This window comes from Hwanghaeella sp. 1Z406 (genome assembly GCF_048892425.1).
GTDB lineage: Bacteria > Pseudomonadota > Alphaproteobacteria > UBA8366 > Aestuariispiraceae > Pacificispira.
In genome coordinates this window covers 445338-470574 of record NZ_JBLZHU010000001.1, presented here as the reverse complement: position 1 = coordinate 470574, position 25237 = coordinate 445338, and the positions used below count along the sequence as shown (strand labels likewise).

Genomic DNA, 25237 nt, shown 5'->3' with positions numbered 1-25237 from the left:
CTCCTCGCCACATCCCTGATGGCGAAACTGCTTTTCCCAATTGTGGGACTTGCTGTTTCCGGTCGGATCGGAAACCATTGCGACCTGTAAGCACAGGAGACCAGAATGTCTGACAGCAAACCCATTTCCGCCGAACGGCAAGAATTCTATGATGAGATTCGCCCGCTTAACATGACCCCCTTGTGGGAGGTCTTGCATGCCCTGGTGCCAAAAGCGCCGGCGACCCGCGTCACCCCTGTGCGATGGCGATATGAGGATGTGCGCCCCTATCTGATGAGCAGTGGAGAATTGATCACTGCAAAGGAAGCAGAGCGGCGCGTCCTTATCCTGGAAAATCCAGGCTGTCCGGGGGAAAGCTCTGCGACCGGGACCTTGTATGCGGGCCTGCAACTGATTCTGCCGGGGGAAATCGCGCCGTGCCACCGACATACCCAATCGGCCCTGCGCTTCATTGTTGAAGGAGATGGTGCCTATACTGCCGTGGATGGCGAACGCGCCATTATGAAAGAATTTGATCTGATCCTGACGCCCAGTTGGCAATGGCATGATCACGGCAATCACAGCGACGGCCCCATGGTGTGGCTGGACGGTTTGGACATACCGACATTGCGCTTCTTTGATTCCGGCTTTGCCCAGCAAGGCAATGACGAGTACCAACTGGATCGACGCCCGCCTGGCTTCAGCCGCGCACAATTTGGGCGAAACATGCTGCCCGTTGGCTATGACGCGCCGAAATCCAGCCCGGTTTTCCACTATCCCTATGCTGAATACCGGCAGGCACTGGAGGATATGAAAGACTCCACCGAATGGGATCCCCATCAAGGCCTAAAGCTGGAATTCATCAATCCTGCAACCGGGGGGCCGATGATGCCAACCATCTCCGGCTTCGTGCAGTTGTTGCCTAAAGGGTTCAAAACCGAACCCTACCGCGCGACAGATGCGACGGTGGTGACGGTAGTAGAAGGGACCGGATCCGTTCAGATTGGCGACACAAGGTATGACCTGAAACCACGCGACACATTTGTTATCCCAAGCTGGCATACCGTCACCTATAACCCGGCAGAAGATGTGACCTTATTCGCATTTTCCGACAAGGGTATGCAGCAGAACCTGAATATCTGGCGCGAAGAACGCATCACTGGATAATCCCATTCACGCATTCCCTTTTCAGTCAGGAGTTCCAAAATGCCCAACTATGCCTTTCCCGTGCCGCCTGTAACGTCGGTGCCGGTCCAGGGTTCAGACGCCCAGTTTCCGGTCCGCAACATCTATTGCGTCGGGCGGAACTATTGGGCGCATCGTGAAGAAATGGGCGTGACCGATCGCGATCCCCCATTCTTTTTCACCAAATGCCGCGACGCCATTGTCTATTGCGCGCCCGGGGCAACGGTAGACGTCCCCTACCCACCCGAAACATCGAACTATCACCATGAAATCGAACTGGTCGTCGCCATCGGCAAGGAAGGCAGCAACATTTCCAAAGACGAGGCTGTGTCCTATATCTTTGGCTATGCGATCGGCCTGGACATGACCCGCCGCGACCTGCAAAGCCAGGCCAAGGATAAAGGTCGCCCCTGGGACAACGGTAAGAGCTTCCAGTATGCCGCCCCGATGGGGGAAATCGTCCCAATCGCAAAGACCGGGGAGATCGTTGATGGGCGCATCGCCCTGTCGGTGAATGGAAAAATACGCCAGGAAGCGCCGATGGATGAGATGATTACCTCTGTCAGTGAAACCATCGCCGATCTGTCGCGGTTTCACACATTATATCCAGGCGACCTGATCATGACAGGGACGCCCGCCGGGGTCGGGGCCGTCGTTGCAGGCGATATCCTAGAAGGATCTGCCGAAAAGGTCGGTGCCTTGCGGGTAAAAATCGTCTGAGAATGAACCGTCCCCCTGCGTTAAAGTGAACTGCGCCGCGCACGTTAGGGATATCGTGCGCGGCGTCCTCATCTTCACGCTTAGGGGGTATCGAGACTGCATCATAGCGCATTTTTCGACATTGCACGCCCGCAAAGATGCATTATAGTGCAGCGACGCGCGGCATGGACCAAAGTTTCCGGAAGAGAGGCAGTCTAGCGCTTGACCCTGAGCAGTCTTGTACGCTCTGATAGCGGCGATTGCACAAGGAGCATGGCCTTTCGGATGGTTTAAGCCACTCAGGCTCCGCGTAAATTTTTAGAACACACGACCTCCGCTTACCTTAAGGGTGGTCATACCAGGGAGACAAAGGAATGAAAAAGACATTACTGGCAGCGGCATTCGGCGCTGCGCTGGCTACAGCACCGGCCTTTGGACCGGCCTATGGCGCGTCACACAGTGATCCTGTGAAGATCGGGTTTGTCACCACGCTGACAACGCCTGCTGCGGTCATCGGCAATGACATGAAAGCCGGTTTCGACCTGGCTATTGAACATATTGGCGGCGAAATGGGTGGCCGCAAGGTTGAGGTCATCTATGAAGATGACGGATTCAAGCCGGAAACCGGCAAGCAAGCCGCCGACAAGCTGGTCACCCAGGACAAGGTTGATTTTGTGACCGGCTATATCTGGTCCAACGTATTGCTGGCTTCTGCCAAGTCCGTTCTGGATACGGAAACCTTCTTAATCAGCGCGAATGCGGGCCCGTCTCAATTGGCTGGCAAGGCTTGCGACAAGAACTTCTTCTCCGTGTCCTGGCAGAATGACCAGACCCCGATGGCATTGGGCGAAGCATTGAACGCCGATGGCGTAAAATCCGTTTACATCATGGCCCCGAACTATGCCGCAGGCAAAGACATGGTTGCCGGTGTGGAGCGTACCTTTAAAGGGGAAATCAAAGGCAAGGATCTGACCAAATGGGGTGCGGATGCACAGCTCGACTTCTCCGCTGAATTGGCAAAAGCCAAGGCTTCGGGCGCAGAAGCGATCTGGGTTTTCTATCCTGGTAAAGCCGGTGGTGCCTTCATCTCCCAGTACACCCAGGCGGGCCTTGCTGATTCGATGAAACTCTACAGCGTGTTCACCGTGGATGCGATTTCTCTGCCCAGACTGAAAGAAGCAGGCCTGACGGGCGTTCTTGGATCGATGGCGACCCAGCATTGGTCACCGGATATGGACAATGAGGCCAACAAAAAGTTTGTTGGTGACTTCCTGGCCAAAAACGGCACCTATCCATCCTACTACGCCCAGCAGGCTTATGATGCCGTCATGCTGATCAAATCTGCTGTCGATGCTGTTGGTGGTGATCTGACCGACAAGGATGCGGTTCGCGCAGCCCTGGAAAAGGCTGATTTCAATTCCACTCGTGGCAATTTCAAGTTTGGTAGCAACCATTTCCCAATTCAGAATTTCTATCTGCGGGAAGCTGTTACCGATGCAGAAGGTCGCTGGACGACAAAGATCAAATCCACTGTTTATACCGATCACCAGGATACTTACGCTGCTGACTGCAAGATGTAAAATTCCGAGATTTGCCGAAACGGGGCGGGTCAGAAATGGCCCGCCCCGTTTTCTTTTGCATTGGCTTTCGGCCCATTAGACCTGATCAAGAAATCGAAAACCACGCCAGCCTTTTCGTGATGCGATCCTTGAGTAAAATTTCACGAATTTTCGAAAATAATTAATTTTTACGAAATTAATGCTTGCGCAAGTTTTAGTGAAACGTTTAGCTTCAACTCAATGATAACGACAAATAATGCATCATATCTCATTGAACAAAGTTGCACACAGGGAATGATGCATTATAGTGCAGGGAATTCTGGTGAGTTATAGATGAATCTGTCTTAAAAGTATCCCGACCGGCATCAACTGTTAACTGGGATACATCCACTGAGATTTGTGAATTCATCTGATTGTGACGAGGAAACTGCTCAATGCTGAAGGCTCCACAATGAGGAGTGCATGGAAATGAAGAAGGCATTAAAAGCAGCGGTTTTCGGACTGTTTCTAACGGCGACGCCTTGGGTTGGTGCAGCATCCGCTGCAGACAGCGCACCCGTAAAAATTGGTTTCGTAACAACACTGACGACCCCCGCCGCAGTTATCGGCACCGACATGAAAAATGGCTTTGATCTGGCCCTTGAGCATATTGGTAGGGAGATGGGGGGCCGCAAAGTCGACGTTTTTATGGAAGATGATGGCTTTAAACCAGAAACCGGCAAACAGGCCGCAGATAAGTTGGTCACTCAGAAAAAGGTAGATTTTGTAACCGGCTTCATCTGGTCTCACGTGTTACTGGCATCGGTTAAATCTGTTTTGGATAGCGATACGTTCTTAATCAGCGCGAATGCAGGCCCGTCTCAATTGGCAGGAAAAGGCTGTAATAAGAACTTCTTCTCTATCTCCTGGGCAAATGACCAAATCCCCATGGCAATGGGGGAAGCATTGAATCAGGAAAGTGTTAAGTCTGTCTATATCATGGCGCCTAACTATGCGTCAGGAAAAGACATGATGGCTGCTGTTGAATTGACCTATAAAGGGGAGATCAAAGGGCGGGATATGACCAAATGGGGGTCGGAAACGCAGCTCGATTTCTCCGCCGAACTGTCTAAGGCCAAAGCCTCTGGCGCAGAAGCCCTGTGGGCCTTCTATCCTGGCAAGGCAGGCGGCGCATTCGTCTCTCAATTCATGCAAGCAGGCCTGGCTGACACGATGAAGCTCTACACCGTCTATACGTTGGACGGTATTTCCCTGCCAAAAATGCAAGAGGCCGGCTTAACTGCCGCCCTAGGGTCTCGTGGCACACAAAACTGGTCACCAGATATGGACAATGCTGCAAACCAGAAATTCGTGAGCGATTTTCTGGCAAAACATGGCACCTACCCTTCTTTCTATGCCCAACAGGCCTATGATGCTGTCATGTTGATCAAATCCGCAGTTGATGCAGTGGATGGTGATCTCTCCGACAAGAACGCCGTGCGGGCTGCGCTGGAGAAGGCAGACTTCGCGTCAACCCGTGGCAAGTTCAAGTTCGGTAATAACCATTTCCCGATCCAGGATTTCTATCTTCGGGAAGTGGTTGCGGATTCAGAAGGCCGATGGACCACAAAAATCGTTTCTAGGATTTTTACGGACCATCAAGATCCTCACGCCGTTGACTGCAAGATGTAATACACTATGACAAGCGGCGGCGTGGCGTGCTTAGGGAATGGGCCATCACGCCGCCGTTTTAAAATGAATGTGCGTCGCGTATAAGAAATGGCAATGAACATGCTGCAACGGGTGATCCGGTAAAAGCAGCAGTCTTTTAATTAGTGATGAACCGGGGATGGGCATGGATAGCGCACTACTGATCACACAGTTGTTGAATGGGATGCAGCTGGGCATTTTGCTGTTTCTGCTGGCCGCTGGCCTGACGCTGATTTTCGGCATTATGGATTTTATCAATCTGGCGCATGGCTCTTTCTATATGGTTGGGGCCTATTTAAGCGGGACCCTGGTGGTCCTGTTGGACAGTTTTGTGCTGGGCGTGTTGCTGGCGATCCCCCTGACCATGGCGGTTGGCTATGTCACGGAGATTTTGATCGCGCGCTCGCTGTATCTGCGGGATCATCTGGACCATGTTCTGGCAACATTCGGCATCATCCTGATATTTGATACTGTCACGCATCTGATCTGGGGCGCTGAGGGTATGGTCATTCCCCTGCCCGCATGGCTGAACGGTCAAATCACCCTCACGGAAACAATCCAACTGCCTAGTTATCGTATCGCGATTATCTCTGTCGGTCTGCTGGTCGCCATTGGTTTGTATTATGTTGTCAGCAAGACACGCCTTGGCATGTTGATCCGCGCCGGTGCCTCCAATCGCACCATGGTGCAGGCGTTGGGCGTCGATATTAAAGTATTGTTCAGCCTGGTCTTTGCCGCTGGCGCGGCTATCGCCGGCTTGGCCGGGATGATGATTTCGCCCATTACCGGGGCCTCTATCGGGATGGGCAATGACATTATCATTGTCGCCTTTGTCGTGATCATCATTGGCGGGATTGGATCAATCAAAGGGGCCTTCGTCGGGGCCTTGATCGTTGGCATGATCGACACTTTGGGACGGTCCTATCTGGATCAACTTTTAAAGCTGTTCATGCAGACAGGAACCGCGGAAACGGCCGCCCCGGCGATTTCCGCAATGCTGATCTATATTCTAATGGCTATCATTTTGGCGGTGCGTCCTCAGGGCCTTTTCCCGCCTAAGGTCCGATAAAACGCAAGCAAGCATAAGGGATGGGCATGCGCACTTCCAATTTTCTGACTCCCAAATGGCTTTTCAGTATCGCGATACTGCTGCTGTTGGCTATGACACCAATCCTGGCGGATATTTTCGATCAGGCTTTCTATCTCAGTATCGCAACACGGATTCTGATCCTGACCATCGCCGCGATCAGCCTGAATTTTATTCTGGGCTATGGCGGCATGATCAGCCTGGGACATGCGGCCTTTATCGGCATTGGCGCCTATTGTGTCGGCATTCCCATTTATCATGACTATAGTTCAGGATGGTTGCATATCTTTCTGGCCGTCAGCGTCAGTGCGGTTTTTGCCCTGATTACCGGGGCAATCAGCCTGCGCACCAAGGGCGTTCATTTCATCATGATCACCATGGCCTTCGCTCAGATGGCGTTCTTTCTATTCCTGTCATTGGATGAATATGGTGGGGATGACGGTTTGACGATTTGGTACGACAGTGAATTCGCCAGCGGAATCGATATCGATGATCCAACCATCTTTTATTACATCTGTTTCGTTTCCTTCCTGGCAGTGATGTACCTATATCACCGCATTGTTGGGTCCCGCTTTGGACGGGTCATTCGGGGCGCGAAATCCAATGAAAAGCGGATGCAGGCTTTAGGATACAACACCTATAACTATCGCCTGGTTGCCTATGTGATTTCTGGATCGATCTGCGGTTATGCCGGGGCCTTGATGGGGAACTACACCAATTTCATCAGCCCGGATATGATGGGCTGGACCCGGTCGGGTGAATTGATTTTCATGGTCGTTCTGGGGGGAACCGCAACAGCATTCGGTCCGATCTTTGGCGTGCTTTCCTTCCTGGTGTTGGAAGAGATGATTCCCGATCTGATGGATATGGTACACAACGGCGCTGGATTCTATTGGCACCTGCCATTTGGCTTGATTCTGCTGTGTGTCGTCCTGTTCGTGCGGGGTGGAATTTCTGGATTTTTGGATCGGTTGGGCAAACGATGACTGTACTTTTAGAAGTCCGTGGGCTGTACAAGACCTTCGGCGGCGTCACCGCCACAAAGAACGTATCCCTGGATGTGATCGAGGGGGAAGTCCATGCCATTATCGGGCCAAATGGCGCGGGCAAGACAACCCTGATCTCTCAGCTATGCGGAGAACAATTCCCGGATGCGGGCAAGGTCCACTTTAATGGTCGCGATATCACCAAGGCATCTGGTCCGGCCCGCGCGAAAATGGGCATCGCACGCTCCTTCCAGATCACGACCGTATTTCAGGACATGACCCTGCTGGAGAATGTCGCCTTGGCGGCACAGGCCCATGATGGGCATTCCTTCCGGTTCTGGCGTAACGCCAATAGTGAGCCGGAAATCAACCGTCAGGCCATGGAGCGGCTAAAAGAGGTTGGTCTGGACGCGAAGGCGATGGTGCTGTCGCGTGAAGTCTCCCACGGCGAACACCGCCAGTTGGAAATCGCGATGGCCCTGGCGACAGCGCCTAAAATGCTGTTGCTGGACGAGCCCATGGCCGGGATGGGATCCGAGGAAAGCCAGCGCATGATTGAGATTCTACAGCGTTTCCGGGGTCAGAAAACCATGCTTTTGGTGGAACATGATATGGATGCGGTATTTGCCCTGGCGGATCGGATTTCGGTGTTGGTATATGGTGAAATTATCGCCACAGATACACCAGACGCCATCCGCGATAATGAGGCAGTGAAACGCGCTTATCTGGGTGAGGAGGCCTGATCATGCTGACTGTATCGGGCTTAAAAACATTTTACGGCAACAGCCAGGCTTTGTTTGGTATGACCCTGGAAGTGCGCGCCGGGGAAGTCGCCACTCTGATGGGCCGCAATGGCATGGGCAAAACGACAACTGTTCATTCAATCATGGGCATCATTCAATCACAGGAAGGCGATATTCAGTATGAAGGTCAGTCCATTCGCGGCCTGTCATCTTATGCTGTTGCGCGTCGTGGAATCGGATTGGTGCCCGAGGGACGTCAGATATTCCCAAACCTGACCGCGCATGAAAACCTTGTCGCCACAGCCGCCAATTGGGGTAATCAGAAGACCCCCTGGACTGCTGATCGTATCTATGACCTTTTCCCAGGCCTTGCCGCACGCCGCAGCAGTATGGGAAACCTGCTGTCAGGTGGGGAACAGCAAATGCTTGCCGTCGGTCGGGCGCTGATGACAAATCCAAATCTGCTGATCCTGGATGAAGCCACAGAAGGCCTTGCGCCCCTGATCCGAAATGAGATTTGGAAAAGCCTGGAAGCATTGAAGGGCGAAGGCCTGTCAATCCTTGTGATCGACAAGAATGTCAAAGACCTGGCCCGCATTGGCGATCGTCATCACATCGTGGAAAAGGGCCGTGTCGTCTGGACCGGCAACAGCCAGGAGTTATTGGCGGACGAAGAACTGATGCATCGCTATCTGGGCGTTTAAAGCACTTCGTTATCGTACGATGCACGGTTTTGTATCCTTGCCCCACAGGCGTAAATGTAGGTTTATTCGCATCGATTCTGTCCGTACCACCTCACTCTTGCTTGATCCTGAATGGGCCGTGGGGTAGTGATACTGCGAAGGTCGCGCGGGCAACGGCGACCACCCTATAGGATGCTAGGAAACACCCATGACCTTATCACTGAAACATATTAAAAAGCTGGCCGCCGTTGGCGCGATGGCGGTTCTTCCCGTTTTGGCAGCGGCCCCTGCGGCCCAGGCCGAAACCCGCGTGACCTATAAGTCCGCAAGTTCCAGTTCGTCCTATTATCAAATGGCCGTGCAATTGGCCGAGGCGATGAAGGCCGGCACCGATGGCGGCATCATTGTTACGGTTGAAGAAAGCCAGGGCTCTGTCCAAAACGTGATGGAAGTGATCGGGCGCACCGGTAATTATGTCTTCACCACGCCCCCGGCCCTTGTTGGCCTGGCGCAGGGCGGCAAGGCGATGTTTGAAGGCAAACAGAGCCCGCGTTTTGATGAGATCCGCGCGCTGTTCCCAATCCCCTCTCTGACCATGCATTTTGTCATGAATGCAGACAGTGGCGTCACCGATTTCGCCAGCCTGGATGGCAAGACGCTGCTGATTGGCAAGGGCAGTTTTGGTGCAAAAGAAGGGGCAAAGTATCTGGAATTGTTTGGCCTGGACAGTAAAGTGACCCTGGCGGATGTGGAGCTTTCCAATGCCGTGTCGGCCCTTAAAAATGGTCAGATCGATGGCTTTGTCACCGCAGGCTCTTACCCTGCCCCCAATGTGATTGAGGCCGCTGCCAGCACCAAAGTTACCATCCTGTCACTCAGCGATGATCAGATCACCCAGACGAAACGTCTGAAGGTGACCATCCCGGCGGGGACCTATGCCGATCAGACCACCGATATCACGACGACCGGCCTGCCTGTGGTTGCCTATACGACAACAGACATGGATGAAGACACCGCCTATCAATTGACCAAGACCTATTGGGAAGGCAAATCCAAGCTGGGGGCAGATGCCGCCTGGTGGAATGGTGTTTCCCCGGAAATGCTGTCGAATGTCACCGGCAAACTGCATCCAGGCGCCTTGAAATATTACATGGAAGTCGGTTTCCCTGTGACCGACGCACAGATGTAAAACACTTCAGATCAATTAAGAAGTGGGACAGCCCCGGTGGGAAACCGGGGCTGTCTTGTTTACTATATCAGAGGTTGGGAAATGCTGACGGCAGGCGCATCACGATGGATCTGGATTGCACTCGGGGCGACATCCATCACATTTCATTTGTGGCTGATTTTTTCAGGACTGGTGCCCAACCTTCTGTCCCGCCCCTTGCATATGGCCCTGGCCCTGCCCTGGGCGATGATCTTTATCGCCCGCAACAGTATTGAGCGGATCTCCGGCGCTGTTCTGGGCAGCCTGGGCCTTGCCGCCTGTTTGTGGATCGCCTGGAACCATGCCCCCCTGTCGGACCAATACGGATTTCTGGATGGCACATTCCAGGTCGGGATCGCGGTCATCCTGTTGGTCACAGTGCTGGAAATGGCACGACGAGCGATCGGCTGGCCACTGCCTTTGGTCGCTTCCACAACCCTGCTGTATGGACTCTTCGGACAATATATCCCTGGTGAATTCGGCCATCCGGGAACGCCGTTGAACAGCTTTCTGGGCACGCTGACGATTGCTGAAGGCGGAATTTGGGGCAGCTTGACCGGGGTTTCAGTCTCCATCGTCGCCATTTTCGTCATATTCGGGTCCGTCCTGAATGCGGGAGAGGCCGGGCAAGGCTTCATGAATGTCGCTGCAGCCGTCGCAGGGCGTCTGCGTGGGGGCGCGGCCAAGGTATCAGTTCTGTCTTCCGCGCTGTTTGGATCCATCTCTGGCTCAGCCAGTGCGAATGTTGCATCGACAGGGGCGATTACGCTGCCCGCCATGACGCGATTGGGCTATCCCAAATCGCTGGCAGGCGCGGTGGAGGCTGTGGCCTCCTCTGGCGGTCAGATCATGCCGCCCCTGATGGGGGCCGGGGCCTTTGTCATGGTGGAATTAACCGGAACCCCCTATACCGAAATCATGGCCGCCGCCCTGTTGCCAGCCTTTCTGTATTTTGCGGCATGCTGGGTCGGCATAGATGCCTTTTCCATGCGCTATAAACTGGAAGGGCTGCCAAAGGATCAACAGCCCGGCCTGCGCCCTGTGCTAATTACAGCTGCCTTCTTCATGGTGCCGTTTTCCGTATTGCTGTGGTTTATGTTCTATACCGGTTTCACACCACAATACGCCGCTTGTCTGGCAATTCTGGCCGGGGCCGTCCTGTTGCTATTGGATGCGAAACTGACCTTCAACGGACCGCGGACCCTGGATCGGATTATCAGTGTCTGTCTGAACGCGGGTCAGCAAATAGCCACCATCGCCTCAATTATCCTCTGCGCCTCCATCATCATCGGGGTGTTGGGCATTACCGGGCTGGGCGTCAAGATCACATCCCTAATCCTGTCAGGGTCAGGCGGGATGCTATGGCCGGCACTGTTGCTGACAGCGGCAGCATGCCTTGTTCTGGGAATGGAGGTTCCGACAACCGCAGCCTATGTCATCTGTATCTCCGTCGCAGGGCCCGCCTTAACAGAATTGGGATTACAGCCGCTACAGGCCCACCTGTTCGTCTTCTGGTTTGCGCTTTTAAGCACCATAACCCCGCCTGTCTGTGGCGCGGTATTCATCGCAGCAGGCATGGTTGGTGAAAATTGGCTGAAAGTCGCTGGCAAGGCGATGGCGCTTGGTATCGGATTGTATCTGATCCCATTGGGCATGATCGCCAATCCGGATTTGATCCATCTCTCTACCGTTCCAATTCATGCCGTGCTGGCAGCGGCGAAAGTGGGGGTCGGCCTGGGCTGTATTTCCTTTGGGATCATCGCCCCGATACGATGGATGATACGCATCGCCCTTGTCCTGGGCGGCGCATTGGTCCTGTTCTATCCGCTATAGGAAATATCCGTCAGGCTGCTTTTGAGGCCTGACCCAATCGATTGAGCTTGGTCAGCAGATAGTCCACGGTGTCTGCACCAAACTCGTCGATGATTTCTTCATGCTCTGTCAGCACCCGCTCCAGCAAGCGTCGCATACGATGCTGGGGGTCTTCATCACTCTGTTCCATCTCTGCCTTAACGACCATGTCCAGGGCCGTTCGGTAGGCAGGCAACAGGGCGACAGGCATTCCCGCCTTCTGATACAAGGACCGCAAGCCAAGCTCCCCCTCGTCATGGATCAGGATGCGGGCATTGTTGATCGGCACCCCGGACAGGACAGACAGGGACTGTTCAAAGAAATCCAAATCACCGACACACAGGGCCCGCAAGACGATGGAGGGTGTCAACCGCCGGTTTTCCTTCAATTGGCGAACCAGTTCTTCTGCGCTGCCGGAAGAACCGGCCCTGTTTAGAGTAAGCGTCGCGCGCTCCCGGCTTTGCAAAATAAGGTCGGTGGCCATTTCATCTGACAGTTCATGATGCTGAACCAGATAGTCCTTCAAGTGATCTGCCACCCGGGCAACCAGCTTTTCCGCAATGCTGACAGGCAGGGTCGGGCGCTGAACCAGCGGTTCCTGAATTCGGGGCACATCGCCATATTTATCGACAACCTTGTTCAGCGATGTCTCGCTGATCTCCGCCCCGGTATTGGATACAAGGGCGACGACAGAGTCCTCATCCCCATGAGTGACAATCGCATCCGATACCTGCCTGGACACCGCTGGACGCTCCGCCACCGCCTTGGTTCTGGATGCATTCTGGCTGCGTACGATCTCAACCAGATCGGCGTCCGTCAGAGCATTTGAATACTGTAGCATCGGCAAGGCGACCTCGTCAGAGAGGTCAGACGCCAATGTTTTTGCCAGGTCGTTTGACAGGCCAGGCACATCCTTCAGATTGGAAGACAGTGCAGCCCGGACCTGCATTTCAACGTCTTTCACCATTAAACTGAAGATATCTTCCGCGATCGACCGTTCCTTATCCGTCAACCCGCCCTCACCAAATTGTCGCGCGATCTTATGGGCGGCACTGGCGCGATTTTCCCCCGATGGGTCGGCCAGCAGCTTTTGCACATCTGAACCGGTCAGTTTTTCCGCCATTGATATACATCCCCTCCCCCAGATCAGGGCGTTAAATACTCATGCTTACATAGCATTTTCGTAGAATACGCAGCAATCCGCACAGCGCCAAGCATCACGATACCAGACAGCCCTCATAAGACGTCACACAGGATTTACCAGCCGCTGGATTGTCGCAACATCCGCATGACGCTATGAATGATCCATCTGCTGTATCAGGAGTGTTCGGAATGCCAAAATTCATCGCCGGATCGGTCATCGCCCTACTTTGCCTAATGCTGCACGTTTCCACCGGTCTGGCTGAAACAACCATCATTGATGCCCCCACCGCCCATCAGATGCAGCAGGATGGATCTGTAACCCTGATCGATATCCGCCGCCCGTCAGAATGGCGCGATACAGGAATCGCCCAAGGGGCCAGAACCATCACCATGCATGATCCCGAAGGGCAAACCGGGTTTCTGACGGCCATGATCGCGGGGGTTAACGGCGACAAGACGGCACCAATCGCCCTGATCTGTGCCTCTGGTGTTCGATCCACCTGGGCCAGCGCCTTTCTGACCCAGAATGGCTTCACCCATGTGATGAATGTGAAGGAAGGCATGTTGGGGCGCGGTTCGCTGCGCGGCTGGATGAAACAGAACCTGCCGCTGGACCCCGCCCCCGCTGAAAATTAAGCCATCAATACCCGCACATGGGCGGCCGCAGACCGCCCCAGCGCGTCCAGATCATACCCCCCTTCCAGGGCGGAAACGACGCGGCCTTCTGAATGCTTATCGGCGATTTTGATCAATTCCTGCGTGACCCAGACAAAATCATCCTCGTCCAGATTCTCCTGGGCCAGGGGATCATCACGATGCGCATCAAACCCAGCGGAAATCATCAACAGTTCCGGCCCAAACGCATCCAGTCTGGGCAACACGACATCCTGAAATGCCTTCCGGAATTCCTGTGAGCCGCCCATCGGTGGCAATGCAACATTCACGATATTGTCCGCAATACCTGTTTCCGACGGCCGACCAGTGCCCGGATACAGCGGCATCTGATGGGTTGAGCCATAGAAGAACATAGGCTCATTTTCAAACATCGCCTGGGTGCCATTGCCATGATGCACATCAAAATCAATCACAGCGACACGTTGTAGATGGTAGACATCCCGCGCATGGGCGGCCCCGATTGCGATATTATTGAACAGGCAAAAGCCCATGGTCTGGTCAGGTTCCGCGTGATGACCAGGCGGGCGTACGGCACAAAAGGCGTGCTTTGCCTCCCCCTTCATAACTGCATCCACAGCAGCAACCACGCCACCAACAGCACGGAATGCAGCTTCCCGGGACCCGGCACTGACCGCGGTGTCCGCATCAATCTGCACACGGCCTTCGGTGGGAAAAGCCGCTATCAGCCCATCAACATAGGCAGGGGGATGCATCAGCAGGATACGGTCGCGGGTCGTTTCCGGCGCTTCCCTGCGTTCCAATTCCTGAAAATCAGGTCCTTCCAAAGCCGAAAGTACGGCAGCCAGACGCGCGGGCTGCTCTGGATGCCCTTCCCCCATATCATGACCGGCACAGGCCGGATGGGTGAAAAGCAGTGTTTTCGTCGCCATGGATGTCTCCCTAACCCAGATCGTTTGGTATCCTTAGGCGATAAACCATTCATAAGGGCACTTCAAGGCGATGCCAGTTTCAGATAGGGGTTTTTGCAACATTGCGCCGGATTTTATGGTAATGGGTTGGGCGATGGTTGCGCCAATGGGTCGGCGCGCCCTACACTGACCGCAAGATTGGTTCGATCAAACTTGCAAATAGATTTAGGTGGTGCATGACGACGACGGCGAAATCAACGATAGATGACCTGAGTTTTGAACAGGCCATGGCAGAATTGGAATCCATCGTACGTGGCCTGGAATCCGGCGATATTGAGCTAGAGGCCAGTATTGAGGCTTATGAACGGGGTGCCGCGTTAAAGAAGCATTGCGAAAAGAAGCTTGCGGGCGCAAAGGCACGCATCGAGAAGATTACCGTCGGATCCAATGGGACGATCAAGGCGGAGTCTGCGGAAATAGAATAATAGTATTGCCAAAATCACGCCGACCCTCTTTCACATATTAAGGAATTTGATCGAATGACCGATCTCGCGCGGGCCATGAGCGACTTCGCAGGACATCTTGAAGATGTTCTCAACAAGCTACTGCCCCTGGACAATGCCCCTGAGCGCGACCTGCTGGAGGCCATGCGCTATGCCACATTGGATGGCGGTAAGCGCGTCCGCCCCTTTCTGGTGAACGAAACCGCAGGCCTGTTCGGGGTATCAGAAAACTCGGCCCTGCGCGTGGGTGCAGCGCTGGAAATGGTGCATTGCTATTCCCTGGTGCATGATGATTTGCCAGCCATGGATGATGATGCGCTGCGCCGGGGCAAGCCAACCGTCCACAAACGCTTTAACGAGGCAACGGCGATTCTGGCCGGAGATGCCTTGCTGACCCGCGCCTTCAACATATTGGCGTCGGACTCCACTCATTCAAACCCTGCGGTTCGCTGTGAACTGGTGCTGGAATTGTCCCTGGCCGCCGGGGCCCATGGCATGGTCGGAGGCCAGATGATCGATTTGAAGGCCGAAAGTGCGGATCTGGATATTGGCGCGATCACACGGCTGCAACGCCTGAAAACCGGTCGTCTGATCGATTTTGGCTGTCAGGCCGGGGCCATTCTGGGCCGTGCGCCTACCTCTGCCAGGGAAGCATTGCGCGGCTATACCCACGATATGGGCCTGGCCTTCCAAATTGCCGATGACCTGTTGGATATCACAGGCGATGCCGCCACTGTTGGCAAAGCGGTTGGCAAGGATGCGACAAAGGGTAAGGCGACCTTCGTCTCTGTATTGGGTGTGGAGCGGGCACGGGATCAGGCCAATCATCTGGCAGATCAGGCCATCAATCACCTTAAGCTGTTTGACAGCAAAGCCGATCACCTGCGCGCCTTGGCCCGCTTTGTCGTTGAACGCAAACACTGAACGCGACGCTTACACCATCCTTACCCGTTCGCATGGCCCGGGCGGGCGCTGCGGATCGCGCGGGACAGCAGGACGACCGGGATAATGCCTGCAATCACGATGGTAATTGCCCCCAGAGATGCCCGTTCAAATTGCTCGTCAGAGGCATACTGAAAGACAAAGGTCGCCAGCGTATCGAAATTAAACGGCGGTCGCAGGATCAGTGTGGCGGGAAGCTCTTTCATACAATCCACAAACACCAGGATCGCCCCAGCCAAAATCCCGCCGCGGATCATTGGCAGATGAATTCGACGTAGGGTTTCCAGTGGCCCCTTGCCCAGGGTGCGCGCCGCATCATCCATATGGGGCGTCACCTTTTCCAGGGCCGAATCCACAGCGCCAAAGCCAATCGCCATGAAGCGCGCGACATAGGCAAAGACCACGGCAAATGCGGTGCCAAACAATATCGGTCCCATCGGAACCCCAAAAGTCTGTTCAATGAACCGGCCGACCACTGCATCGAAAGAGGTGAAGGGTACGATGACCCCTACCGCCAACACTGCGCCAGGCACAGCATATCCGACCGATGCCAGGCGGGTTAGCATGCGCAGGAGCTTTCCGCCGCTTAGACGCACGCCATAGGCCATGAAAAGGCCGATCACCACAGCACAGACCGCCGCCGTGCCAGACAGAATCAGGGAATTGCTGGTGAAGGCGAAATATTCCGGGGTCAATTGCTGGTCCAGCCGCCGCAGCGCATTGACCGCCAGGACAATAAACGGAACCGCAAAGCCAAAGATCAAAGGTGCCCCGCACACCGTCATCGCCGCCACACGCCGCCAGCCACGCAATTCAAAACCCGGCAGCGCCTGTATCTTGGAACTGGTTTGACCATAGCGTTGGCGATGGCGCGATGATCGCTCCAGCCATAGCAGCCCGACCACAAACAGCAACATCACCAGGGCAATTTGGGCCGCACCACCAGTATTGCCCATGACCCGCCAGACCTCAAACACGCCAGCGGTCAACGTATGAACCCCAAAGAAATCGATCGTCCCGAAATCGTTCAGGGTTTCCATCATGGCCAGGGATACACCAATCACCAGTGCCGGGCGCGCCATAGGCAGCGCCACCGTCCAGAAACAGCGCCAGGGTGTTCGACCCAGAGTTCGTGCAGCCTCTAAGGCACAGACGGATTGTTGTAGAAATGCCGCCCGCGCCATCATGTAAACATAGGGGTATAGCACCAGGCTAAGGACAATAATCGCGCCGCCATGGCTGCGGATTTCTGGAAACCAGTAATCGCTTTTAACCTGCCATCCGAACAGATCGCGCAGCGCGCCTTGCACAGGGCCGCCATATTCCAGAATGTCGGTATAAACGAAGGCGACCAGATAGGCAGGCACGGCCAGGGGTAATAACAATGCCCATTCAAACATGCGGCGGCCCGGGAAACGACAAACGGTGACCAGCCAGGCAGTCGAAACCCCACCGGTAATCGTACCAATCCCAACGCCGACCATCAGGATCAGGGTATTGCTGATATAAGTAGGAAGGCTGGTTCGAACAATATCGAACCAGCCTTCATCTTTTGGAAACAAGGCAAGCCAGACGATTGATGCAAGGGGAATGATCACGATCAGGGCAGCCCCCACAGCGCCCGTCGTCCAAATCCAGGATCTATCCTTCTGCATCAGCGACCGGGTCACCGGCCCGGTCGCATCCGATGTGGTTACCGCCATGCCTTACCTTGTTTCACGCACCAACCCTTTATTCGTTATAGCCAACTTCTGCGACCAATTGCAGTGCATCCCGCAGATTGGCGGCAATCTGATCCAAGGTCAGGCTGTCTGGGGTCAAATCCCCAATCCCAGCCAACGCATCGGAGGGTTTCACATTGGGATTAACCGGATATTCAAAATTCACATCCGCATAAATCCTCTGTGCAGCCTCGCCCGTCAAGTATTCCATCAGCAAAACGGCATTTTCACGGTTTGGCGCATGGGGCGCCATGACCATGGCAGACACATTCACATGCGTGCCACCGCCGTCAAATTTCGGGAATACCGGATTAACCGCTTCGGCCCAGCCACGCTGTTCGTCATTGTCCAGCATCTTGAAGAAGTAGTAGGAGTTTCCGACAGCGATATCACATTCACCCTCGGAAACGGCCTTGACCTGGGCACGATCATTGCCCTGCGGTTTGCGTGCCAGATTGGCCTTCACACCTTCCAGCCATGTCTTGGTTTCTGCTTTGCCCTTATGGGCAATCATGGCTGCAATCATCTGCACATTGTATGGGTGGGTACCGCTGCGAGTGCAGACCTTGCCCTTCCACTTCGGATCCGCCAAACCTTCATAAGTCACCAGATCACCCTCTTTCATACGCTCTTTGGAGGTATAAAACAGGCGTGCACGCAGGGTCAGCGCAAACCAGCGATTATCCGCCGCACGAAACTGTTCTGGAACACGTGCTGCGAGCGTTTCGCTGTCAACCGGTTGGGTCAGCCCTTCATCGACCAAACGCGCTGTATTACCAAAGCTGGATGTCAGCACAACATCCGCAGGGCTGTTTGGGCCCTCTTGCGCCAGACGCTCAATCAAGCCGTCATCAGCAAACAGAACATTGACTTTAACGCCTGTTTCTTTGGTGAATTCGTCCAGAATCGGTTCGATCAAATAGGCTTGGCGCATGGAGTAGATATTTACTTCTCCCTCTGCGGCCTGTGCGACTGGCATTGCCATGCTCATGCCCAGAACCAGGCCGACCAGACCAACCTTTCGGGTCACATGTTGACGAAGAGTATCCAATCCAAATGTCATTGAAGGCATTCCTTTCCCTAGCGTTGTGTCACACCCAAGCTTGCTCGGGTCACGACTGGGACGCATCCTCTCAGTTGCTGGGCGCCAAACTGAGATTGCGTCGCATATTCATATGCGGCTTATAAAGATTATCATAATATTCTGCAAGTCATTCTTAATATCATCTTTGTGAATTTGATACTAAAGGCCCTTCAAGAATTCCAGCAGATGGTTCCGGTCTTCCTGTGACAGGGCCATGAAATCATTTCTGGATTTCAGGGCTTCCCCGCCATGCCACAGGATTGCTTCTTCGGGCCCCCGCGCGCGACCATCATGCAATAAGGGGGCTGCTCGATCCTTTGCTAGAGTTTCTGCCAATCCCCACAGAGGCGGCGTCCGCCATTCAAAGCTTTTAGCATCCCCTTCTGGCAGCCCGTCATCCAGGCCTGGCCCCATATCATGCAGGGATAAATCGGTATAAGCGCGCACGGGGATTGGACCAGCACGCGACGGTAATTCAGGAATATGGCAGGCCGCGCACCCTACAAGGTGGAACAGGTACTCCCCTTTCGTGTCTTTCACATCGGTGCTGTCAGGCGGCGGCAGCAGCTTTGTGAACAGGGTCAGTTCCGCCAAGGATATGCCGGATATCTCCCCAGATCCGCCCCCACAATCCGTCTGCCCTTTTGGACAGATCGGCATTTGATGGAAAACATTGGTGATCCCCATATCCTGCGCCAGGGCTGCGGCGTTCTGCATAACGATTGTGGGTTCGGACGCCTTCCAGCCGAATCGTCCGGTGCTATCCTTGGGTAAAATCATCGGTTCCAACAATCCTATCCCCCGAATAGGTTGCGCAATACGGATGGACCAATGCGCCAAAGCGCCCGGATCAGGCTGAATATCCAATGATGGCTTTCTAAGCTCATAGGCCTGACCGTCTGGATATTTACCTGGCTGTATCTCCCAGTTTAAAGATAGCTTCGCCTCAGGGTCCACGCCGGGGACGGCGCGATCCTGAATCTGGGTTCCGAATAAGGGATGCGGCGTGACACCCCCCACCGCATCCACAACACCGATCCGAACCAATGCGGTCAGAAAGTTGTCACCCGGCCCATCAGGCGGAAAACCGCGCCCCCCCGCGCTATGGCAGGACGCACAGGATATCCGATTGTACAAGGGGCCCAGGCCGACCAAATCATCAGGCCCCTGTGTGCCCGAGGGTCGGAAATGACCATTGAAGATCAGGCGTCCACGCTCATACGCCGCGCGGGTATCTTCAGATAATCCTGCCGGGGGGGCCATTGGATCCGCCGGTATAGGTCCGCCAGAAGGGGAGTCATTTGCAGGCAAAAGGGACTGCGCCACGGCAGTCCCAGTTCCCAGACACAGCAAAACCGCAACAACCAAAGCCCTGAACACGAATCCCGCCCATCCATTTTACACAAATCGACTGGCTCAGGCCTCCAAGGTCATCAAGGACGCATTGCCACCGGCCGCCGTGGTATCAACAGACACCGTGCGTTCGCAAGCAAAACGATGCAAGTATCTTGGGCCCCCTGCCTTGGGTCCTGTTCCGCTTAACCCTTCACCCCCGAATGGCTGAACCCCTACAATAGCGCCAATCTGATTGCGATTCACATAAGCATTGCCAACTTTCAAACGTTTAAGGACCCGACCGATCGTCTCGTCAATCCGGCTATGAATGGCGCAGGTCAGGCCAAAGCCTGTGCCATTGATTGCATCCACCACAGCATCCAACTGCGACGCCTTATAGCGCACGATATGCAAAATGGGGCCAAAATGCTCTTGTTCCAGCATCTCTATTCCTAGAATTTCAAAGGCAATCGGGGCGACGAATGTGCCCTTGTCACACTGTGTTTCCATCGGCGTTTCACCAACCTTCTTCGCCTTTTTGGATTTGCTCAATTCGGCGATATGGGCATTCAGATTAGATCGCGCTTCTGCATCAATCACAGGGCCCAGATCGGTAGACAGCCAGGCAGGGTCGCCCACCCGTAATTCCTTCATGGCCCCGGCAATCATGGCGATCTGTTTATCGGCCACATCTTCCTGAATATACAAGACCCGCAGTGCCGAACACCGCTGGCCAGCACTTTGGAAGGACGAGATGACAACATCGCGCGTCACTTGCTCCGGCAGGGCGGAACTGTCGACAATCATCGCATTCTGCCCACCGGTCTCTGCAATCAATGGAATGATCGGGCCATCTCGTTCTGCCAGCGTCCGATTGATCAGCCGAGCTGTCGCCGTAGACCCAGTGAAAGCCACTCCGCCCAAACGCAGATCGGACAATATCGCATTCCCAATCGTTGGCCCATCACCGGGCAGCAGATGCAACGCATCAACAGGAACCCCCGCCGCATGCAAAAGCTTCACCGCCTCATAGGCGATCAACGGCGTCTGTTCTGCCGGTTTGGCCAGCACCGCATTTCCTGCTGCCAAGGCCGCAGATACCTGACCGGTGAAGATTGCCAGCGGGAAGTTCCAGGGAGAGATACACAGAAAGACACCACGACCGTGCAGCGAAATCTCGTCAATCTCTCCGGTTGGTCCAGGCAGGACCTCTGGCTGAGCAAACTCCATGCGGGCGCGCACCGCATAATAGCGCAGGAAGTCGACCGCCTCGCGCAGCTCTGCAATCGCATCATTCAGGGTTTTACCCGCCTCGCGCATGACAATCGCCATCAGGCGGGCACCATGCTGCTCATACAAATCAGCGGCCTTTTCCAGGGCATCTGCCCGTGCGCCTGCAGGCGTGTCATCCCATAATATTTGTGCCCGCAACGCCCGTTCAAACGCATCGCGCGCTATATCGGCTGTGGTATCAATCACTTCTCCGATGCGCTGGCTGCTGTCAGCGGGATTATAGACCGCGTGAGCTTTCCCTTTCACCGGAACCCCGCCCACCAATGGGGCAGCAGACCAAGGCTCCCGCTCTGCCAGGGACATCCCGTCGCGCAGGTTCATCAGGGTTGGAATATCGGTGATATCAAAGCCTTGAGAATTGCGACGACCGGGCCCAAAGAGGTTTTCAGGCATTGGAATTTGTGCATGACGCACGGGACTTAACCGTTCCGCCTCCCGCAAGGGGTCGGCAACAATTTCTGCAATCGGCATCTGCTCATCGACAATGCGATTGACGAAGCTGGTATTCGCCCCGTTTTCCAAAAGGCGACGCACCAGATAGGCCAGCAGGTCTTCATGACTGCCCACTGGCGCATAAATGCGTACTGGATAGCCGCCTTTACCCGCCTTGCTGACCACCTGATCATACAGGGCATCGCCCATGCCATGCAGGCGCTGATATTCAAAATCACTGCGGTTCCCCGCCATTTCCGCGATGGCCGACAGCGTATGGGCATTATGGGTCGCAAAGCAGGGATAAAAGGCTTCCTGTTCGGTCAGCAACAACCGGGCGCAGGCAAGATAGGAAACGTCGGTGGATACCTTGCGGGTGAAGACCGGATAATCGCTCATCCCCAATTCCTGGGCGCGTTTGACTTCCGTATCCCAATAGGCCCCTTTGACAAGGCGTACCATCATGCGGCGCTGTCCCTTTTTGGCGACAGAGGCCAGCCATTTGATAAAGGGATAGGCGCGCTTCTGATAGGCCTGAACGGCAAGCCCCAGACCATTCCAACCCGCCAGGGACGGGTCTGTTGCCGCCGCCTCAATCGCTTCCATCGACAGGTCCAGACGATCACATTCTTCCGCGTCGATACACAGGCCGATATCATATTCCTTCGCCTTGCGACACAGCTCCAGCAAGCGGGGGATCAATTCATCCAGGGTGCGGTCTTCCTGACCGAATTCATAGCGCGGATGCAACGCTGACAGCTTTACGGAAATGCCCGGTGCCTCAATGACACCTCGCCCTTTCGCGGCCTTGCCGATTTTCTCAATCGCCGTGCTATAGGACTTAAAATAGCGGTCGGCATCTGCCATCGTGCGGGCCGCCTCACCCAGCATGTCATAGGAATAGCGATAGCCTTTGCTTTCATTTCCCTTGGCACGATCCAGGGCTTCTTCAATCTTACGGCCCATCACGAATTGCCGTCCCATGACGCGCATCGCTTGATTGACTGCCTTGCGGATGACGGGTTCACCCGACCGCTGGACCAATTTGCGCATTGTACCGCGCCAGTCCTGCTCTGCTGACTTGCCATCATCCCCGACGATGCGCCCGGTCAGCATCAGGGCCCAGGTTGACGCATTCACGAACCAGCTTTCAGAATGACCCAGATGGGATTCCCAATTCGCGCCCCCGATCTTATCCTTGATCAGGGCATCAGCGGTTTCATCATCGGGGATGCGCAATAGGGCTTCGGCCATGCACATCAAAACAACGCCTTCCCGGGACGACAGTTCATATTCATGCATGAAGGCGTCAATGCCAGATGACTTAACCCGGTCCTTACGCACTTCGACAACCAATTGGCGCGCGCGCTCTTCGATCCGATCACGGGCGGCGGCTTCCAGTCTCGCCTGACCCAAACGCTCCGTCAGACAAGCCTCCTCATCCATGCGATAGGCGTCTCGCACCGCTTGGCGCAGAGCGCCGTGAGAAAGATACCGGTCGGCTTGTTTGTCGGTCAGCAGCATGTTCGTCTCCCTTAATCGAATGGAGCCGAAACAGTAAAACAAACCCAGCCAAATGTGCTTCTGTTTTAGGGGTGTTGACGATATATCTTATAGCCAAACCCAGATTTCATAGTGAAAGATTCTGCAATGACAGAGACAACGCGCAGCCTTGATAAAATTGATCGCAATATCTTGCGGCAGTTACAGGCCAACGGGCGGCTGAGCAATGTTGATCTGGCCCGATTGGTGAACCTGTCTCCCACACCCTGCCTGGAGCGGGTGCGGCGGCTGGAAAAAAGCGGATACATCACCGGATATGCAGCACGCCTGTCCCCGTCAAAACTGGAGGCTGGCTTGACCGTATTCGTTCAGGTCACGCTGGACCGCACGACCAGCGACATATTTGAGCATTTCAAACACGCCGTACAGCAAGAACCAGGTATTGCAGAATGTCACATGGTCGCCGGTGGCTTTGATTATCTGTTGAAGGTTCGCACCAGGGATATGGAGAGCTTTCGTCACTTTCTGGGCGACGTGATCAACCCCCTGCCCGGCGTGATTTCCACCGCAACCTATGTCGCAATGGAAACCGTAAAGGAAGGCGATGCGGTTCCGGTTTAACCTGAAACCGGCTTCTTCTGTTGGCTGTTCGATACCAGCCGCGTTGCCCCGGTGATCAGCCCGATCGTTCCGATATTGACGATAAGATGCAACACTGTCGGGCGTTCAATATACCCGATCAGCGTATGCAGTATTTTCCCCAGAATACTGCTCTCACTCAGCAGGAATGAACTGTCCCACAGGGTCGGACCCAGGGTGACAAAACCAGCTGCAGCCAGAAAGTTCATCGCCTGCGCCGCCATGCCAGCGGCCAGCAGAATAATCATCCAGTTCGTGACACTGAATATCTTACCGGTCGGGATCCGCAGCAGGCCCAGATACAGGACTGCACCGACAGTAACGCCCAGCGCCAATCCAGCCGACCCGCCCAGGATTGCGGGCCGAAAACCCCCATCAGATGCCGCCAGACCATACAGGAACAGCACGACTTCTGACCCTTCCCGCAAAACCGCTAACCCGACAACAAGCGCCAGCGCATAGAGCGGACGCCCCCCACTGCGTACAGTATCCCCAACAGAGCGCAATTCAGTGACCATCTGGCGGCCATGGGTCGACATCCAGATCGTGTGCCAGGCCAGCATGGCAACCGCCAGCAACAGAACACAGGCATTAAAGATTTCCTGACCATAGCCATTCAGCGTATCGGAAATCACCCCCGCAAATTGAGCGACGATTGCAGCCCCAACCACCCCTGCGGCAATGCCTGCACTGACCCAACGCCCCACACCGGGCAGGCCGCGGGTCGATGACAGAACAATGCTGATGACCAGGGCCGCTTCCAGAACTTCCCGAAAGACGATGATCAGGGCTGCTATCATGTCATATCTCCAACATGCTGTTATTTAACGACAATTACACCATTCGCCTGATCGGCATGAAACTCACCGATAAAGGCGTATTCGCCTGCTTCAAGGCCATTGATGCGAATCTTACCGTCGGTGTGACCGGCAATGACCTTTTCGATATGCAGGGCCATGCTTTCGAATTCTTCCGGTAAAGGGTCCCTGTTGGATACTTCCAGAATAAAGGTCTCACCGGCCGCGACCTCAATTCGGTCAGGTGTGAATTTATGATCCTGGATCTCCACCTTGATAATCCGCGCGTCATCGGCCAGGGCGTCGGTTGATCCACTGGCGACGGAGAAAATGGAGCCCAGAACCAGCGTTGCGGCAATCAGGCCTGATTGAATTTTCATTTGCTAGAATCCTTTGTTTTTCTTGCGAGGGGTCAGTTCCAAAAGCCAACGCCTCGCTGCCCATGATCGTGGCAAACATGAAACTGCGAATTATTCGCAGAAAATTCGTAGCGCTGACCAATATTTCTGTAAAGGACGGCACCGTTAGTGCGCTGAAAAATACATTCAGAATCTTATTTCAATACATTGTTTTAAAACAATAATATTGTGTTCATGACATAAAGTCGCATCTGAAATTTTAGTCGCTCGCCCA

The 25237-nt window shown here is 54.5% G+C and carries 22 protein-coding genes; 14 read left to right on the top strand and 8 right to left on the bottom strand.

The window, feature by feature from the left end:
• Window positions 1–105: 105 nt before the first annotated feature.
• The 10 genes from gtdA (at window position 106) to ACOSDR_RS02045 (ending at window position 11650) form a co-directional block, all read left to right on the top strand.
• Entirely contained in the window at window positions 106–1146 is a 1041-nt protein-coding gene (gtdA, locus tag ACOSDR_RS02090; RefSeq protein ID WP_420730259.1) for a gentisate 1,2-dioxygenase, read from the top strand.
• Between the two features lie 39 nt (window positions 1147–1185).
• Window positions 1186–1884, top strand: coding sequence for a fumarylacetoacetate hydrolase family protein (locus tag ACOSDR_RS02085; protein WP_420730258.1), 699 nt, complete (start codon window positions 1186–1188; stop codon window positions 1882–1884).
• A 353-nt stretch (window positions 1885–2237) separates the two neighbouring features.
• Window positions 2238–3443: an ABC transporter substrate-binding protein gene (locus tag ACOSDR_RS02080; RefSeq protein WP_420730257.1), complete on the top strand. Its 1206-nt coding sequence runs from the start codon at window positions 2238–2240 to the stop codon at window positions 3441–3443.
• Window positions 3444–3890: 447 nt separating this feature from the next.
• Window positions 3891–5093 carry an ABC transporter substrate-binding protein gene (locus ACOSDR_RS02075; protein ID WP_420730256.1) on the top strand — a complete coding sequence of 401 codons (1203 nt, stop codon included), beginning with the start codon at window positions 3891–3893 and terminating at the stop codon, window positions 5091–5093.
• 163 nt (window positions 5094–5256) lie between these two features.
• Window positions 5257–6180 (top strand): branched-chain amino acid ABC transporter permease, encoded by a 924-nt coding sequence (locus ACOSDR_RS02070; RefSeq protein ID WP_420724548.1) that lies wholly within the window; start codon window positions 5257–5259, stop codon window positions 6178–6180.
• 26 nt (window positions 6181–6206) lie between these two features.
• Window positions 6207–7184 (top strand): branched-chain amino acid ABC transporter permease, encoded by a 978-nt coding sequence (locus ACOSDR_RS02065; RefSeq protein WP_420730255.1) that lies wholly within the window; start codon window positions 6207–6209, stop codon window positions 7182–7184.
• Window positions 7181–7927, top strand: a complete 747-nt coding sequence (locus ACOSDR_RS02060; RefSeq protein ID WP_420730254.1) for an ABC transporter ATP-binding protein — start codon at window positions 7181–7183, stop codon at window positions 7925–7927. Before ACOSDR_RS02065 ends, ACOSDR_RS02060 begins: the two co-directional genes overlap by 4 nt.
• 2 nt (window positions 7928–7929) lie before the next feature.
• Window positions 7930–8631, top strand: coding sequence for an ABC transporter ATP-binding protein (locus ACOSDR_RS02055; protein WP_420730253.1), 702 nt, complete (start codon window positions 7930–7932; stop codon window positions 8629–8631).
• 187 nt (window positions 8632–8818) lie between these two features.
• The gene (locus ACOSDR_RS02050) at window positions 8819–9799 is read left to right on the top strand and encodes a TAXI family TRAP transporter solute-binding subunit (protein WP_420730252.1); all 981 of its coding nucleotides are present in this window, start codon (window positions 8819–8821) and stop codon (window positions 9797–9799) included.
• 81 nt (window positions 9800–9880) lie between these two features.
• Window positions 9881–11650: a TRAP transporter permease gene (locus ACOSDR_RS02045; protein ID WP_420730251.1), complete on the top strand. Its 1770-nt coding sequence runs from the start codon at window positions 9881–9883 to the stop codon at window positions 11648–11650.
• 10 nt (window positions 11651–11660) lie between these two features.
• Here the strand turns inward: ACOSDR_RS02045 and ACOSDR_RS02040 are convergent, their stop codons facing one another.
• Window positions 11661–12791 carry a DUF2336 domain-containing protein gene (locus tag ACOSDR_RS02040; RefSeq protein ID WP_420730250.1) on the bottom strand — a complete coding sequence of 377 codons (1131 nt, stop codon included), beginning with the start codon at window positions 12789–12791 and terminating at the stop codon, window positions 11661–11663.
• Window positions 12792–13000: 209 nt separating this feature from the next.
• Between ACOSDR_RS02040 and ACOSDR_RS02035 the strand changes: the two genes are divergently transcribed.
• Window positions 13001–13447, top strand: a complete 447-nt coding sequence (locus tag ACOSDR_RS02035) for a rhodanese-like domain-containing protein (RefSeq protein WP_420724555.1) — start codon at window positions 13001–13003, stop codon at window positions 13445–13447.
• Here ACOSDR_RS02035 and ACOSDR_RS02030 read toward each other — a convergent pair.
• Window positions 13444–14376 (bottom strand): histone deacetylase family protein, encoded by a 933-nt coding sequence (locus tag ACOSDR_RS02030; RefSeq protein ID WP_420724556.1) that lies wholly within the window; start codon window positions 14374–14376, stop codon window positions 13444–13446. The two genes, ACOSDR_RS02035 and ACOSDR_RS02030, sit on opposite strands and share 4 nt — an antisense overlap.
• Before the next feature lie 215 nt (window positions 14377–14591).
• On the opposite strand from ACOSDR_RS02030, the gene ACOSDR_RS02025 reads away from it, so the two are divergent.
• Both ACOSDR_RS02025 and ACOSDR_RS02020 read left to right on the top strand, forming a co-directional pair.
• Window positions 14592–14840, top strand: coding sequence for an exodeoxyribonuclease VII small subunit (locus tag ACOSDR_RS02025; RefSeq protein WP_420730249.1), 249 nt, complete (start codon window positions 14592–14594; stop codon window positions 14838–14840).
• A gap of 54 nt (window positions 14841–14894) precedes the next feature.
• The gene (locus tag ACOSDR_RS02020; protein WP_420724558.1) at window positions 14895–15782 is read left to right on the top strand and encodes a polyprenyl synthetase family protein; all 888 of its coding nucleotides are present in this window, start codon (window positions 14895–14897) and stop codon (window positions 15780–15782) included.
• Between the two features lie 20 nt (window positions 15783–15802).
• Here ACOSDR_RS02020 and ACOSDR_RS02015 read toward each other — a convergent pair whose 3' ends face one another.
• The 4 genes from ACOSDR_RS02015 to putA all read right to left on the bottom strand — a co-directional run bounded on the left by ACOSDR_RS02015 (window position 15803) and on the right by putA (window position 23189).
• On the bottom strand, window positions 15803–17503 hold the full coding sequence (locus tag ACOSDR_RS02015; protein ID WP_420724559.1) for an ABC transporter permease: 1701 nt from the start codon (window positions 17501–17503) through the stop codon (window positions 15803–15805).
• A 28-nt stretch (window positions 17504–17531) separates the two neighbouring features.
• The gene (locus ACOSDR_RS02010; protein WP_420730248.1) at window positions 17532–18584 is read right to left on the bottom strand and encodes a Fe(3+) ABC transporter substrate-binding protein; all 1053 of its coding nucleotides are present in this window, start codon (window positions 18582–18584) and stop codon (window positions 17532–17534) included.
• 180 nt (window positions 18585–18764) lie between these two features.
• Complete coding sequence (locus tag ACOSDR_RS02005; protein WP_420730247.1) at window positions 18765–19868, bottom strand: di-heme oxidoredictase family protein; 1104 nt, start codon at window positions 19866–19868, stop codon at window positions 18765–18767.
• 153 nt (window positions 19869–20021) lie between these two features.
• Complete coding sequence (gene putA, locus ACOSDR_RS02000) at window positions 20022–23189, bottom strand: bifunctional proline dehydrogenase/L-glutamate gamma-semialdehyde dehydrogenase PutA (RefSeq protein ID WP_420730246.1); 3168 nt, start codon at window positions 23187–23189, stop codon at window positions 20022–20024.
• A 126-nt stretch (window positions 23190–23315) separates the two neighbouring features.
• Here putA and ACOSDR_RS01995 point away from each other — a divergent pair, with 126 nt between their 5' ends.
• The gene (locus tag ACOSDR_RS01995; protein ID WP_420724563.1) at window positions 23316–23789 is read left to right on the top strand and encodes an Lrp/AsnC ligand binding domain-containing protein; all 474 of its coding nucleotides are present in this window, start codon (window positions 23316–23318) and stop codon (window positions 23787–23789) included.
• On the opposite strand, the gene ACOSDR_RS01990 is transcribed toward ACOSDR_RS01995, so the two are convergent.
• Window positions 23786–24607 carry an FTR1 family iron permease gene (locus ACOSDR_RS01990; protein ID WP_420730245.1) on the bottom strand — a complete coding sequence of 274 codons (822 nt, stop codon included), beginning with the start codon at window positions 24605–24607 and terminating at the stop codon, window positions 23786–23788. The genes ACOSDR_RS01995 and ACOSDR_RS01990 overlap by 4 nt on opposite strands.
• Before the next feature lie 20 nt (window positions 24608–24627).
• On the bottom strand, window positions 24628–24984 hold the full coding sequence (locus ACOSDR_RS01985) for a cupredoxin domain-containing protein (protein WP_420730244.1): 357 nt from the start codon (window positions 24982–24984) through the stop codon (window positions 24628–24630).
• Window positions 24985–25237: the final 253 nt, after the last annotated feature.

Excerpts from the sequence above, each read along its gene's own strand:
- ACOSDR_RS01990 (WP_420730245.1), bottom strand. The coding sequence starts at position 24,607 with ATGATAGCAGCCCTGATCATCGTCTTTCGGGAAGTTCTGGAAGCGGCC.
- ACOSDR_RS02010 (WP_420730248.1), bottom strand. The coding sequence starts at position 18,584 with ATGACATTTGGATTGGATACTCTTCGTCAACATGTGACCCGAAAGGTT.
- putA (WP_420730246.1), bottom strand. The coding sequence starts at position 23,189 with ATGCTGCTGACCGACAAACAAGCCGACCGGTATCTTTCTCACGGCGCT.
- ACOSDR_RS02030 (WP_420724556.1), bottom strand. The coding sequence starts at position 14,376 with ATGGCGACGAAAACACTGCTTTTCACCCATCCGGCCTGTGCCGGTCAT.
- ACOSDR_RS02070 (WP_420724548.1), top strand. The coding sequence starts at position 5,257 with ATGGATAGCGCACTACTGATCACACAGTTGTTGAATGGGATGCAGCTG.
- ACOSDR_RS02080 (WP_420730257.1), top strand. The coding sequence starts at position 2,238 with ATGAAAAAGACATTACTGGCAGCGGCATTCGGCGCTGCGCTGGCTACA.
- ACOSDR_RS02025 (WP_420730249.1), top strand. The coding sequence starts at position 14,592 with ATGACGACGACGGCGAAATCAACGATAGATGACCTGAGTTTTGAACAG.
- ACOSDR_RS02045 (WP_420730251.1), top strand. The coding sequence starts at position 9,881 with ATGCTGACGGCAGGCGCATCACGATGGATCTGGATTGCACTCGGGGCG.
- ACOSDR_RS02065 (WP_420730255.1), top strand. The coding sequence starts at position 6,207 with ATGCGCACTTCCAATTTTCTGACTCCCAAATGGCTTTTCAGTATCGCG.
- ACOSDR_RS01985 (WP_420730244.1), bottom strand. The coding sequence starts at position 24,984 with ATGAAAATTCAATCAGGCCTGATTGCCGCAACGCTGGTTCTGGGCTCC.
- ACOSDR_RS02035 (WP_420724555.1), top strand. The coding sequence starts at position 13,001 with ATGCCAAAATTCATCGCCGGATCGGTCATCGCCCTACTTTGCCTAATG.
- ACOSDR_RS02020 (WP_420724558.1), top strand. The coding sequence starts at position 14,895 with ATGACCGATCTCGCGCGGGCCATGAGCGACTTCGCAGGACATCTTGAA.
- ACOSDR_RS02075 (WP_420730256.1), top strand. The coding sequence starts at position 3,891 with ATGAAGAAGGCATTAAAAGCAGCGGTTTTCGGACTGTTTCTAACGGCG.
- ACOSDR_RS02050 (WP_420730252.1), top strand. The coding sequence starts at position 8,819 with ATGACCTTATCACTGAAACATATTAAAAAGCTGGCCGCCGTTGGCGCG.
- ACOSDR_RS01995 (WP_420724563.1), top strand. The coding sequence starts at position 23,316 with ATGACAGAGACAACGCGCAGCCTTGATAAAATTGATCGCAATATCTTG.
- gtdA (WP_420730259.1), top strand. The coding sequence starts at position 106 with ATGTCTGACAGCAAACCCATTTCCGCCGAACGGCAAGAATTCTATGAT.
- ACOSDR_RS02040 (WP_420730250.1), bottom strand. The coding sequence starts at position 12,791 with ATGGCGGAAAAACTGACCGGTTCAGATGTGCAAAAGCTGCTGGCCGAC.
- ACOSDR_RS02060 (WP_420730254.1), top strand. The coding sequence starts at position 7,181 with ATGACTGTACTTTTAGAAGTCCGTGGGCTGTACAAGACCTTCGGCGGC.
- ACOSDR_RS02055 (WP_420730253.1), top strand. The coding sequence starts at position 7,930 with ATGCTGACTGTATCGGGCTTAAAAACATTTTACGGCAACAGCCAGGCT.
- ACOSDR_RS02015 (WP_420724559.1), bottom strand. The coding sequence starts at position 17,503 with ATGGCGGTAACCACATCGGATGCGACCGGGCCGGTGACCCGGTCGCTG.
- ACOSDR_RS02005 (WP_420730247.1), bottom strand. The coding sequence starts at position 19,868 with ATGGCCCCCCCGGCAGGATTATCTGAAGATACCCGCGCGGCGTATGAG.
- ACOSDR_RS02085 (WP_420730258.1), top strand. The coding sequence starts at position 1,186 with ATGCCCAACTATGCCTTTCCCGTGCCGCCTGTAACGTCGGTGCCGGTC.